This window comes from Mongoliibacter ruber, from assembly GCF_003003005.1.
GTDB classification, from domain to species: Bacteria; Bacteroidota; Bacteroidia; order Cytophagales; family Cyclobacteriaceae; genus Mongoliibacter; species Mongoliibacter ruber.
This window is the reverse complement of the sequence record NZ_PVTR01000004.1, coordinates 165865-179312: the sequence shown is the minus strand read 5'-3', so window position 1 is coordinate 179312 and position 13448 is coordinate 165865. Positions and strand designations below refer to the sequence as shown.

12 protein-coding genes are annotated in these 13448 nt (G+C 38.5%); 9 read left to right on the top strand and 3 right to left on the bottom strand.

Going from position 1 to position 13448, the window contains the following annotated elements:
- Nucleotides 1-109 precede the first annotated feature (109 nt).
- Nucleotides 110-1102, top strand: a complete 993-nt coding sequence (locus CLW00_RS08300) for a cation diffusion facilitator family transporter (RefSeq protein WP_106133216.1) — start codon at nt 110-112, stop codon at nt 1100-1102.
- Nucleotides 1103-1479: 377 nt separating this feature from the next.
- Nucleotides 1480-2928 (top strand): amidohydrolase, encoded by a 1449-nt coding sequence (locus tag CLW00_RS08295; protein ID WP_106133215.1) that lies wholly within the window; start codon nt 1480-1482, stop codon nt 2926-2928.
- A 197-nt stretch (nt 2929-3125) separates the two neighbouring features.
- Here the strand turns inward: CLW00_RS08295 and CLW00_RS08290 are convergent, their stop codons facing one another.
- Nucleotides 3126-5153: a M3 family metallopeptidase gene (locus CLW00_RS08290; RefSeq protein ID WP_106133214.1), complete on the bottom strand. Its 2028-nt coding sequence runs from the start codon at nt 5151-5153 to the stop codon at nt 3126-3128.
- Nucleotides 5154-5295: 142 nt separating this feature from the next.
- Here CLW00_RS08290 and CLW00_RS08285 point away from each other — a divergent pair, with 142 nt between their 5' ends.
- The gene (locus CLW00_RS08285; protein WP_106133213.1) at nt 5296-5685 is read left to right on the top strand and encodes a PRC-barrel domain-containing protein; all 390 of its coding nucleotides are present in this window, start codon (nt 5296-5298) and stop codon (nt 5683-5685) included.
- Nucleotides 5686-5736: 51 nt separating this feature from the next.
- Here CLW00_RS08285 and CLW00_RS08280 read toward each other — a convergent pair whose 3' ends face one another.
- Nucleotides 5737-6387 carry a sulfate ABC transporter permease gene (locus tag CLW00_RS08280; protein WP_106133212.1) on the bottom strand — a complete coding sequence of 217 codons (651 nt, stop codon included), beginning with the start codon at nt 6385-6387 and terminating at the stop codon, nt 5737-5739.
- A gap of 76 nt (nt 6388-6463) precedes the next feature.
- Here CLW00_RS08280 and CLW00_RS08275 point away from each other — a divergent pair, with 76 nt between their 5' ends.
- The 6 genes from CLW00_RS08275 to CLW00_RS08250 all read left to right on the top strand — a co-directional run bounded on the left by CLW00_RS08275 (nt 6464) and on the right by CLW00_RS08250 (nt 12499).
- Nucleotides 6464-7657 (top strand): tetratricopeptide repeat protein, encoded by a 1194-nt coding sequence (locus CLW00_RS08275; RefSeq protein WP_106133211.1) that lies wholly within the window; start codon nt 6464-6466, stop codon nt 7655-7657.
- A gap of 210 nt (nt 7658-7867) precedes the next feature.
- Nucleotides 7868-8350 carry an Lrp/AsnC family transcriptional regulator gene (locus CLW00_RS08270; RefSeq protein ID WP_106133210.1) on the top strand — a complete coding sequence of 161 codons (483 nt, stop codon included), beginning with the start codon at nt 7868-7870 and terminating at the stop codon, nt 8348-8350.
- A 47-nt stretch (nt 8351-8397) separates the two neighbouring features.
- On the top strand, nt 8398-8949 hold the full coding sequence (locus CLW00_RS08265; RefSeq protein WP_245917199.1) for an NUDIX domain-containing protein: 552 nt from the start codon (nt 8398-8400) through the stop codon (nt 8947-8949).
- 221 nt (nt 8950-9170) lie between these two features.
- Nucleotides 9171-10538 carry an MATE family efflux transporter gene (locus tag CLW00_RS08260; RefSeq protein ID WP_106133208.1) on the top strand — a complete coding sequence of 456 codons (1368 nt, stop codon included), beginning with the start codon at nt 9171-9173 and terminating at the stop codon, nt 10536-10538.
- 41 nt (nt 10539-10579) lie between these two features.
- Nucleotides 10580-11134, top strand: coding sequence for an acyl-CoA thioesterase (locus tag CLW00_RS08255; RefSeq protein ID WP_106133207.1), 555 nt, complete (start codon nt 10580-10582; stop codon nt 11132-11134).
- A gap of 12 nt (nt 11135-11146) precedes the next feature.
- Complete coding sequence (locus CLW00_RS08250; RefSeq protein WP_106133206.1) at nt 11147-12499, top strand: M24 family metallopeptidase; 1353 nt, start codon at nt 11147-11149, stop codon at nt 12497-12499.
- Between the two features lie 54 nt (nt 12500-12553).
- Here CLW00_RS08250 and CLW00_RS08245 read toward each other — a convergent pair whose 3' ends face one another.
- Entirely contained in the window at nt 12554-13279 is a 726-nt protein-coding gene (locus CLW00_RS08245; RefSeq protein ID WP_106133205.1) for a lysoplasmalogenase family protein, read from the bottom strand.
- Nucleotides 13280-13448 lie beyond the last annotated feature (169 nt).

Genomic DNA, 13448 nt, shown 5'->3' with positions numbered 1-13448 from the left:
AATTGATTTAAATTATGATCATTCAAGTTATAGGATAGAATTTTAAATAATCTGTTTTCAAAAAACTTTCTATTAAATAAATTCTATTTTTGAACCTTAAAGAAGAATTGTGGAAAAGGAAAAAGCGCATTGGATTAGACTTGCATTTATCATCAGTTTAGTATTACTGGTTGTTAAATTTTACTCTTATTACATTACCAATTCTACGGCTATATTGACAGATGCCTTAGAGAGTATAGTCAATGTAGTTGCTGCTGCTTTTGCTTCATTCAGCATTTACCTCAGTTCAAGGCCAAGAGATGATAACCATCCATACGGGCATGGAAAGATAGAGTTTTTCAGTGCAGGTGTGGAAGGTACATTAATCATCCTTGCTGGATTATTTATCATTTATCAGGCCATTTATAATTTCTTCTTTCCAAATGACCTGGAAAATCTCTTCGAAGGAATACTCTTGGTTACTTTTTCAGGTCTTGTGAATGGTATTTTTGGAATGATTTTACAGAAAAAAGGCAAGCAACTTAACAGTTTGACTTTAGAAGCAAGTGGGAAGCATTTACTCACCGATACCATGACAAGCTTACTTTTGGTTTTGGGAGTAGGAGTGATTTATATGACCGATTATGAATTCCTTGATTCTATTATCGCTATTTTCTTCTCGTTCTACATTATTTTTTCAGGATATGGATTGGTTAGAAGGTCTGTGGCAGGTTTGATGGATGAAGCAGATCCAGTTGCTGTAACCTCTACAGTACAATTGATCAACGAAAACAGAAGGGCCAATTGGATAGATATTCACAATATGCGTGTCCAACAGTATGGTGGAGACAGGCATATTGACCTTCACCTTACTTTACCTTATTACCTCAATTTGCAGGAAGCACACGACGAAGTGGAGAAACTTGAATCCGTGCTTGAAGACAACTGGCCTGGAGTAATGGAAGTCTTCGTTCACTCTGATCCTTGTATCCCGGAAAAGTGCTGCCATTATTGTCAAATCAGTAATTGTGGGGTTAGAAAATACCCGGTCAACAAGAAGATTGAATGGACTGCGATAAATATGTCCAAGAATCAAAAACATTACCATGAGTTGATTGAGTAAATTCTTCTTTGGGAAGCTGTCGAATAGCAAAATATTAAGTGGATAAATTGAATTCAAACAGAATAGTTTGTATATTCATCAAAAAAACAGCTATGAACGAGGACAAAAAATTCCGGCTTTTACTGGCAGTATCGTCAGTGGTTTGGTTGATCCTTGTTGGGTTCCTCATTGTGATCTGACATGGATCCCAAGAGAGTGCACATGTTGTTAATAACAGCTAATGCTTTTCAAATGGATTAAGGATTTAAAAAGGGATATGTAAAAACATATCCTTTTTTCTTTTATCGGCAATGGTTATTATAATTCTACTTTTATTTAAAATAAGCAAAGCTTATTTTTAGGAGCATATTTTATACAAACTATTCGCCAATCACTTTATGAAAAAATCATTTCTTTTCTTCCTAGCTTTTGGAATGTGCTTCCTAAGCTATGCGCAAGAACCCAATCATGAGTCCTTCATTGTCCGTCAATTGGATTCAAATACCGAAAGGTATAACAAGATAGCACGTGAAATATGGGAGAATCCCGAACTTGGTTATTTGGAGTTTACCTCATCCCAAATTTTAATAGATGAATTGAAATCTGCTGGATTTGAGGTGGAGACCGGAGTAGCTGGCTTGCCTACTTCATTTGTCGCTACTTACGATAGAGGAGGTCCTGTAATCGGATTTTTGGCAGAGTACGATGCTTTACCTGGCCTTTCTCAGGATGCCGTTCCTTTTAGGATGGAATTGGTAGAAGGAGGGAATGGTCATGGTTGTGGTCATAACCTTTTTGGAACTGCTGTGGTCGCTTCAGGTGCAGCATTGAAGGAATGGATTGATGAAAACAACATAAAGGCAACAATCAAAATATTTGGTACTCCTGCCGAAGAAGGAGGAGCTGGAAAAGCCTTTATGGTTAGAGAAGGTCTCTTTGAAGGTGTAGATGCTGTGATCAACTGGCATCCATCTGATAGAAATGCCGCCAATGCATCTACCTGTACTGCAGTAATGCAAGGGTATTTCAAATTCAGAGGTCAATCAGCGCATGCCGCTGGCTCTCCAGAACGTGGAAGGTCTGCCTTAGATGGTGTGGAGGCAATGAACATGATGGTCAATATGATGAGGGAGCATGTGGATCAAGAAAGCCGTATCCATTATGTGATTACCAATGGAGGTTTGGCAGCCAATGTAGTGCCGGATTATGCTGTAGTAGAGTACATGGTGAGGCACCCTGATGTCAAAGAAGTGAAGGATATCTGGCAGAGGGTAATCAAAGCTTCCGAAGGCGCCGCTATGGGAACAGGCACAGCTGTAGAAGTGGAATTGGTTTCTGGTATTTATGGTCTCCTTCCCAACGAAACCCTCGCCAAGACCATGCACAAAAACCTTTCTGCCGTTGGTGGTGTAGAGTATGATGATGAAGAAATTGAGTTTGCCAAGAAAATTCAGGAAACGCTCAACATGTCAAAAGTTCCCTCGCTTACAGTTGCAAAAGAGGTTCAGCCTTATAAATTGACGCATTTCCCAGCTTCTACTGACGTGGGTGATGTCAGCTATGTAACGCCCACTGTTGGCTTAGGAACCGCTACATGGGTACCTGGTACAGCTGCACATTCTTGGCAAGCTACTGCAGCAGACGGCATGAGTATAGGATACAAGGGGATGATGGTAGCTGCCAAAACAATGGCGCTTACAGGAAAGGACCTAATCCTCAATCCATTGTTGATCAAAGAAGCTAAAAAAGAGTTTGATGAGAGGTTAGATGGTTATGTTTATGAGCCTTTGATAGGAGATATTGCACCGCCTTTGGATTTCAGAAAAGCTCAGAATAAAGTGAAATAATAAGGTGTTTCATTATTGCTTGAGAACATTAAATTAAAGACCCATTTTGAATATCAATTAGGTACTATTTGACTTTAATTGATATTTATCACAGAATCGCATCAAATAGAGAAGTTACCATAACCCTCAATTTAGCGTCAAAACATTATGTTTAAATTCAAAAAAGCCTCTGAAATTCATCAGAGGCTTTTTTGAATTTATATCAGTCCTGCCCTTTTGAGCAAGGCTTCGGGTTGAGGTTCCCTCCCTCTGAATCTTTTGTACAGTATGGTAGGGTCTTCTGTGCCTCCTGCCGAAAGTATATGCTCTTTGAAAGAAGTGGCAGTATCTGTATCGAAAACCCCTTTTTCCAAAAACAACTCAAAAGCATCTGCATCCAAAACCTCTGCCCATTTATAGCTGTAATATCCTGCAGCATAGCCACCCTGGAAGATATGTGAAAAGGATGTACTCATCATTGTCCCTTCTACATCAGGAAGTAGCTTGGTTCTTTCCATTATTTTATTTTCGAAAGCCGGAATATCTTTGATTTTTTCAGGGTTTGTTCCATGGAAAGCCATATCCAATAAACCCAAACTGATCTGACGGACTGTTTGATATCCTTGTTGGAAATTTGATGCTTTCTTAAGTTTTATTACCAAATCCTCTGGAATTTTTTCGCCTGTTTCATAATGCTTCGCAAACAAATCGAGACACTCCTTTTCATAGCACCAATTTTCGAAAATCTGAGACGGAAGTTCTACGAAATCCCAATAAACGCTCGTACCTGTCAATGACTCATAAGTGCCTTTGGCCAGCATCCCATGTAGGGCATGTCCAAATTCATGGAAAAGTGTAGTTACCTCGTTGAAAGTAAGGAGGGAAGGTTTGGTTTTTGTAGGCTTGGTGAAGTTACAGACTATAGAGACATGGGGCCTGACTTCAATGCCGTTTTTTATCTTTTGCCCCCGATAGCTTGTCATCCAGGCGCCGTTTCTTTTTCCAGCTCTAGGAAAAAAGTCTGCATAGAACACCGCAACATGTTTGTCAGAACTATCCAAAACTTCATAAGTGATTACCTCAGGATGGTATTTTGGTATTTGCTTGTTTTCTACGAATTTGATTCCAAAGAGCTTTTCGGCAGATTGAAAAACCCCATCTATTACTTTTTCCAGTTGAAAGTATGGGCGTAACAACTCGTCATCAACGGCAAATTTCTTTTTCTTAAGTTTTTCTGAATAATAGCCGAAATCCCACCTTTCAAGCTTCTCCAAACCGTCCAATTCATTTGCAAAAGCTGTCAGTTCTTGGATATCTTCTATAGCCTTTGGTTTTGCTTTGTCCAGTAATTCTTCTAAGAAGCCCATTACCTTTTGAGAACTTTTTGCCATGCGCTCTTCCAATACAAAATCAGCATGGGTATCATAACCTAAAAGGTTGGCCCTTTCATTTTTGAGTCGCAGCATTTCATGGATGTTGTTTTTATTATCCAATTCATCGCCCTTGCAGGATTTCGTGTTGTAGGCTATGAAAAGCTCTTTACGTAATTCTCTATCCTTGGCATAGGTCATAAATGGGATATAGCTTGGGAAAGCGAGGGTGAAAACCCATTTTCCATTTTTGCCTTTTTCATCGGCTGTCTGTGCTGCAGCTTCTTTTATGGCGTCCGGTAGCCCTTCAAGTTTGGCTTCATCCTCTATTACCAATTCATATTTATTTGTCTCAGCAAGGACATTCTCTCCAAATTTCAAACTCAGTTTCGACAGATTTCTGTCTATTTCCCTTAGTTTGGTTTTTTGGTCATCATTTAGGTTGGCTCCATTTCTGACAAAAGCCTTGTAAGTTTTATCTAAAAGTGTCTTTTGTTCAGCATTCAAGTCAAGGTTTTCCCTTTGTGCATATACTTGCCCAATCAAGGAAAAAAGTTGCTCGTCCAAAAGAACATCATTGCTATGAGCTGTTAAAAGTGGGGAGATTTCCTGAGCGAGTTTTTGGATTTCTTCATTGGTTTCGGCACTGTTGAGGTTGAAGAAAACAGAACTTACCACGTTTAATCTTTCGCCTGCGTTATCCAATGCGACGATGGTGTTTTCAAAGGTTGGGATTGCTGCTTTTTTGATCTCATTAATATCCTTTCTCGCTAGATCGATGCATTCTTGGATAGCTGGTAAGAAATGCTCGTTCTTGATTTTGTCAAAAGGTGGGGTATCAAAAGGGCTTGAAAATATTTCTAATAAAGGATTCATTTATGTTGATTTTTGTGAATTTTTTGAATCGTAAGCTTACAAATTTAAGGATCTTATTTTCTATAAGTTGGTCGGTGGCATTAAGATTGGATTTAATTGAATAGTAATGAATTCTAAAATTTAACCAAAAAATAACAACGATATGGAAAATCCAGATGCAACCATTTTATTATCAGCCTCATCAGTGGTTGGTACCAATGTCAAAAACCTTAGAGATGAAGACGTAGGGGAGATCAAAGAAGTTATGTTATACACTGACACAGGCGAAGTGGCTTATGCTGTACTTTCGGTGAACAGTGGATTCTTAAACCTTGGAAGCAAATATTTTGCAGTCCCATGGGAAGCACTGTCATTTGTAAGGGCACAAAGCTCGGGTGAAGAAGTCATCACCTTGGACGTAGACAAGGAAAAACTGGAAAATTCACCTGGATTTGACCAGAAGGAATGGCCTGTAGCACCACAATCGGGTGTAATTGCTGCTGCTTTTAAATACTACGGTGTACCTACCAGAAGTCAAAGAAGGTCATTGTAAAAAGTAAAAAGCCTCTCTTTTTAATGGGAGGCTTTTTTTTTGAACTTTGCTTTATCCTCGATAAACTAAAATATAAAACAACAACCAAAGTAAAAACAATAAAAAGTAGCTGCACACCACTACTATTGATGATTCCCTGATAGATCTATAACTCAAAGTGTGAAAACCCAATACAAGTACTGCCACATAGAGTAACTCAAAGAAATTTATAGCTTGAAGGGGGTAAAGGTATTTCGCCGAAATTTCACTTGCATCAAATAGTTGAAGTAGAGATAAAGGGTAGTAGTTTTTGATTTCGATATAAGAAGTGCTTTCTGCCGGATTGATAAATACAAGCATCCGGATTATTTCAGGAAAAAGAAAAACCAACTCAGCCACCATCACAAATTGCCAGAGTGCCTTGAAAGAAACTTTGTGTCCAAAGGCAAAGGCACCCGTCCATATCACAAATGCTGTGAGGGTAAACTTCCACAACAGCGAAAATGGTGTCCATAGGTAATTGAGTGTATTGAAAATATGCATGTAAGAAAAAGCCCCGTCAGCTTCCAATTCTTCATACCCTGGAATTGATTTTATGATAATATCGTTTGTAATGATTCTAATGGTCAAAAATAAAATAACCAAAATCAAAAAAAACACACGTTTATCGAAATCTAAAGATGATTCTATTCGTTGAGAAATTGGGCTGTGCGTTTTTGGCATAATTCTAAATAAATATTACCAAATCTAAATGATTGTTTGGAATTGACTATAGTTTTGCCTCAAAATTGAAATATGTATGTTGAAAACCCAATTCTTCATTGTCTTATTCCTGGTATGTTCCAGCTTTCTTACAGAAGCCCAAGAGCCACCTTTAGATGATTTTGTAAATGATAACTCCCCTTATCTCTTGTTGGATAAAGGGCTTCAGTTTAGGATTACCGAAAATGTCAATTCGCTTTATAACTTTGACTTTGAGAATGCAGAACGTGGGTTTAGGGTCATGCAATACCAATATCCGGAGCATCCGCTGCCTTATTTTCTGAATGGACTGAGTACTTGGTGGAAGATTGCCCCTGACATTGAAAATAAAAGGTACGATACCCGATTTTTGAATCAGATGGATATTGTGATCGATAAGGCAAAGAAAATACTTGATGAAGATCCTGAAAACAAAGAAGCAGCATTCTTCTTAGCTGGAGCATATGGTTTTCAGGGCCGCTTACTGAGTGAGCGTAAGAGTTGGACCAAAGCCACTTTTGCAGGGAAAAACGCATTGAAATACCTCAATTTGAGTAGGGGAGAGGATGAGTTGAACCCGGAGCTACTTTTAGGTGATGCACTTTTCAACTATTTTTCAGTTTGGATCCCTGAAAATTACCCCTTGTTGAAACCTGTAGTAGCTCTTTTTCCGAAGGGAGATAAGAATCTTGGGCTTCAACAGCTAGAGGATGTTGCTCAGAATGCATTTTATGCCAGGGTAGAGGCCCAATACTTCCTCTTTAGGTTGTATGGAGCAGAAGAAAAGCAGCCATATAAAGCTCTAGCGATCACTGAATACCTTCACAATAAATACCCCAATAACCCTTACTTCCACAGGTCATATGCCAGACAGTTATATACTGTAGGTAGGGTGATGGAAGCCAAAGAAGTATCAGAAGTTATATTAAATAGGATAGATGAAAATTGGACTGGGTATGAATCCAACAGTGGAAGGTATGCGGCTTTTTACATAGCTCAATTTAATGAAAGGATCAATAATAAAGGCGAAGCCAAGAAGTATTATTTAAAAACCTTGTCATATGGAGAAGAGTCCGAAAGTCAGGAAAGCGGTTATTATTTGTATTCGCTGATTGCGCTTGGGAAAATGGCAAATGAGGCCAAAGACAAGAAAATGGCGAAGACATATTTCAATCAAGTGAAGAAATATGCCAAAAGAAAACACCCCGCTCACAAGGAAGCCAGAGAATACATCAAAAAGAATAAACTTTAATGGAGATATTCCGTACTTGGTCATATAAACACAGGAGATAATTTGAAAATTTCTCAATACTTGGAAATTTTGCCCTGTTACTAGCACAAAAATCAAGCATTCAAATAACAATATTTCGAAAACTCGCTCGTTTTTTGTTGAGAATTGTTTTAAAACAATTTTAAAAAATATTAACTTTGCACAACATAAAATTTTGTAAATAATATAATCATGGATAATAGCATAAGAGTGAAATTCGATAAAATAGACCGAAAGATTCTTGAAATCTTACAAGCGAACGCCAAAATCACCAACGCCCAGCTATCCAAAGATATTGGACTTTCTCCAGCGCCTACATTGGAAAGGGTTAAGAAATTAGAGCAATCAGGAATTATTAAAAGCTACCATGCAAAGCTTGATCCAGAGAGAATCGGCCTTGGTGTAAGTACTTTTGTGTTGGTCAGCTTAATCGGACACAACAAAGGAAACATCGACGCTTTTATGAGAGAAATCAATCAGATTCCTGAGGTTATCGAATGTCACCACATTACAGGAACTGGGGATTTTATTTTGAAAATCATCGCTAAAGATATTACCGCCTATCAGAAACTCATGTTGGAAAAAGTTTCAGAAATCAAAGAAGTTGACTCTATGCAGTCTATGGTAATTCTTTCTACTTTTAAGGACAGTAAAGTACTTCCTATACCAGCATAAGCAAAAAAAATCGATACTTGGGGTGGCTGATAAGTCACCCTTTTTTTATGTCTAAGAATATGCAAAACCCTTGGAAAACCAAATCGACTAAAGAAATTTATCAAAATCCCTGGATCAAAGTGGAAGAACACCAAGTAGTGATTCCTTCTGGGAAAGATGGCATTTACGGCAAAGTCTCTTTCAAAAACAAAGCTTTGGGAATAATCCCTGTCGATGAGGAAGGTAATACATGGCTGGTGGGTCAGTTTCGCTACACATTGAATGAGTACTCCTGGGAAATACCAATGGGTGGAGGTCTTTTGGAAAAGGATATCTTGGATTCGGCAAAAAGAGAACTAAAAGAAGAAACCGGTATTACTGCAAGAAAATGGACAAACATCATGAGAATCCATACGTCCAATTCGGTGACTGATGAAGAAGGTTTTGTGTTTTTGGCGGAGAACCTGACCATGGGGGAAACTGAATTTGAAGAAACGGAAGACCTTCAGGTGGTGAAATTGTCCTTGAAAGAGGCCATTCAACAGGTGATGGATGGAAAAATAACTGATGCAATATCTATTGCGGGGCTATTGAAAGTAGCACGGTTGAAAAATCTCTGATAGCTTGCGTAGGAAACCTACAGAGAATGAATAACCTATTTTTGGACAAAACATGAATCAATTATGTTTTACCTATTGTTTTGATACCTAGGCACTCTGTTCAGCCTGCGGAGAGTTGTCGCGGTATCTATCACTAAAGAGTACCTATTTATGCAGAATTCGGTATAAATTTGTGCTCAATTATTTACAGGTATTCCAGCCTGTATCATATTAAAGGGTAAATGATGCTCAATTTCAAAGAAAATTTTTCCAAAACTTTTTACTTGGCTTATCCAGTCATGTTGAGTCAGCTAGGACAGGTATTGGTGGGTGTTGCCGATAGTATGATGGTGGGAAGACTTGGAGCCGAACCTTTGGCTGCAGCCTCCTTGGCCAATAGTATTTTCTTCGTCGTCCTGATGTTTGGGATAGGTGTATCTATGGCCATTACACCATTGGTGGCGATGGCAGACGGAAATGGAAGGCCTAAAAGAATTTCTAGAATTTTCAACCATGGCTTTGTAATTAACCTGCTTACAGGGGTGATGCTTTTTTTGATCATTGTTCTTTTTTCACCAATGCTCAATTTTCTGAATCAACCTGAAGAAGTAGTGGTATTGGCCATTCCCTACTTGGCTATCATTACCTTATCTCTGTTGCCATTTATGTTTTTTCAGACATTCAAACAGTTTGCAGAAGGATTGTCTCAAACCAAACAAGCCATGTACATCACCTTGGTATGCAATGGGTTAAATGTTTTTCTGAACTGGGTCTTGATATACGGTAACTTAGGTTTTCCTGCTATGGGACTAAATGGCGCTGGCTGGGCCACTTTAATCTCAAGGGTACTCATGGGTATAGCCATTGCATACTATGTATGGAAATCCAAACGATACAAACCATTTGAACTCAATTTTGGATTTAAGAATTTAAGTTTTCCAATGCTTTCAAAATTATTGAGGATTGGAGTGCCTACAGGTTTTCAGTTTATTTTTGAAGTAGGAGCATTTAGCACAGCTGCAATCATGATGGGTTGGATAGGGGTCAATGCGCTTGCTGCACATCAGATAGCCATCAATCTGGCATCCGTAAGTTATATGATGGCTTCTGGCTTGTCTGCGGCAGCTATGGTCAGGGTAGGAAATCAATTGGGTAAAAAAGATATCATCAGTTTGAGGGAGGTAGGTTTTACAATATTTGCGATGGTGACCATGTTTATGAGTGTTACAGCAATATTTTTTATCGCTTTCAGAGAATTCCTCCCATCCTTGTACATAGATGATGTAGAAGTGATCAAAATGAGCGCTACATTACTTATCATCGCCGGTTTGTTCCAACTCTCTGATGGCATTCAGGTGGTTGGATTAGGGGCTTTGCGGGGGATGTCAGATGTGAAAGTACCGACAATAGTTACGTTGATCGCCTATTGGGTGATTGGCCTGCCTTTGGGATATGTATTTGCCTTTTATATGGGTATGGAAGAAGTAGGCATTTGGATTGGGCTTTTGGTGGGACTTACAGTGACAGGCATCCTTTTACTATATAGATTTCATTCTCTAAGCAACAAATTACTGAAAGTCCAAGAAAGTAACTTCCGTCCTGTAACTTGACTTTTTAATTCTGGTATTCTTTCCTATTTTCCGAATAATTTATGGAAAAAGACAAAGCAAAACCGGTAAGTTTTTCACAGACTACCATTACAGAATTAATGATACCATCATATGCCAATTTCGGTGGTAAAATTCATGGAGGAATATTATTGTCTCTCATGGATAAAGTGGCATTTGCTACAGCGAGTAAACATAGTGGTGCTTACTGTGTCACCGTGTCGGTGGATACAGTGGATTTTTTACAGCCGGTAGCCGTTGGTGAATTGGTTTCACTCAAAGGTTCAGTCAATTATGTAGGGAATAGCTCAATGGTAATCGGGATCAAGGTGATAGCAGAAAATGTCAAATCCGGTACTGTCAAGCATACGAATACTTGCTATTTTACGATGGTGGCGAAGGGAGACGATGACAAACCTACTCAAGTTCCCAAACTGATTCTGGAAAGTAAAACAGATGTCAGGAGGTTTGTGGAGGCGATTTTTAGAAAGAAGCTTAAAAAAGACCATAAGGAAAAAATGGAAGCCATGAAAAAAAGTTGGGATAAGGATGAAATGTCAAGGCTCCTAGAAAATGAAAGATGCATCATCGAATCATAAACTATACTATACATGAAAAAAATCACGCTATTTACTTTATGTTTAATTTGTCTTTCAGGACTTGCTTTTGCGCAAAAGCATGACGTCTTGACCCAGAGACAACAAGCTACTGTGGTCGATCAGTGGCTGAATGAAAGAATAGAAAATATTCTTCCGGAATTGATGGATAGGGCAGATATTGACATGTGGGTGGTAATCTCCAGAGAGTATAACGAAGACCCCGTCATCAGAACATTTCTACCAGGTACATGGCACGCTGCCAGGAGAAGGACAATGTTAGTGATGTACAAGGCTCCGAATTCTACAGAAGTAGAGACCTTGGCAGTGGCACGATATGATGTAGGAAAAGCATTTAAAAAAGCATGGGAACCAGAAACTCAGCCAGACCAATGGAAGGCCTTGATTGACCTAATTGTAGAGCGAAACCCTTCCAAAATAGGTTTGAATATTTCAGACAATTATGGACACGCTGATGGGCTAAATGTTACTGAATATAATTCTTTTATGAAATACCTTCCAGATGGTTTTCATGACAGGGTTAGTTCTGCAGAAAAGTTAGCGGTTGGATGGTTAGAGACAAGAACTCCATCCGAAATGGCAACTTACCGTCATATCCAATCCTTGGCAAACAGCATCATTCAGGAAGGACTTTCTGAAGCCGTAATCACACCTGGAGTGACTACTACAGAAGATGTGCAGTGGTGGTACAGGGAAAGAATCAAGGAATTGAAATTGGATACTTGGTTTCACCCAACTGTAGATATCCAAAGACCTGATGCAAGCTCCAAAGAGCATTTGAGGTCTTTTGCAGTAAATGCCGATAGCCAAGTGATCATGCCGGGAGATATGTTACACATAGATTTCGGAATCACATACCTGCGCCTCAATACAGATACCCAACAACTGGCCTATGTGTTGAAACCAGGAGAAAATGAGGTTCCTAAATATCTTGTAGATGCTTTTAAGGTAGGGAATAGACTTCAGGATATCCTTACATCCCAATTTAAGACAGGCCGCACTGGAAATGAAATTCTTAGAGAAACAAGAAGGATCATGGAAAGTGAAGGGATCAATGGTAGTATTTATTCACATCCTTTGGGTACTCATGGACATGCTTCAGGTCCTACAATAGGAATGTGGGACAACCAAGGCGATACACCAGGTGCAGGAGACTATCCATTGTATCCAAATACTGCCTATGCCATAGAACTCAACGCTGTAGTGTTTGTACAGGAGTGGAATAAAGATGTTAGAATTATGTTAGAAGAGGGAGCTTTCTATGATGGCGAAAAAGTGATTTATTTCAACGGTAGACAGAGTGAAATAATGCCAATTCCTCGTAAACAATTTTATCTGAAAAACTAAAAAGTATAGACGGATTATATCAGTTAAAATGATATCCGATAGAGGATAATCAAATCAGTTTATAAAGGCATCCAAATCGGATGCCTCTTTTTTTGTATCCTCTTTAATTTGTTGGGAAATACCACTGATAATTAAGTAGTGGCCTGATGCAAATGACAGTATGATGAGGACATGGATTAAAGTATTTGTCAGCTCCAAATCCAAGCCAGCCAAGATATCGCTGATATAAAAAAGCACAAGTCCACAAAACACAGTATAGTAACTTTTCCTTGATACATAAAACCTCCTGTCGAGCGCCAAAACCATACTTATGCATGCGATAATTCCATAAATAACCCCTAACAGGAAAAACTCCTCCATTTCAGGCGCTACCAAAAATATAAGAAAACCAATAACTAGAACTGAGAGGAACTCGGGCCATCTCTTTGCCAAAGGGATAGAAATACGCTTTTTATTGTATTGAAATGAAGTGTAAAACATATAGGCATACCCAGCCTGAGCCACAAGGAAACTACTCAGACTAAGCATTTTGAAGAAATCTTCGTCTTGTATCACAATCAGGACGTCTCCTAAAAAAGAAAAGAATGTGGATACCAAAAGAATAGGTACAAGTTTATGACTTGATTTTTGGTAATACCTGAATATCAAAACCATCATTGAGGGTAGTATGAATAGCTTGGAAACCAAGAAGATTTGATATTGCCCTAACAGGAGAAGTATGATACTTATCAATACAAACAAAAAATATGATTTTACTGTATTTTCCTTTAAGCTTAGCATGTGGGTGAATAATCAGGTGTTTAAAATTAATCTTAAAAATTTTAAAGTAAAACCCTGATTTTCAGTAAAAATTAAGGTGAAATTTCTTTAATAAAAATTCTGTTAAATTTTATCTCTTAAACTGAAAGCATCAATTGAATTGTAAATATTCCAATAGGGAATGGTATAG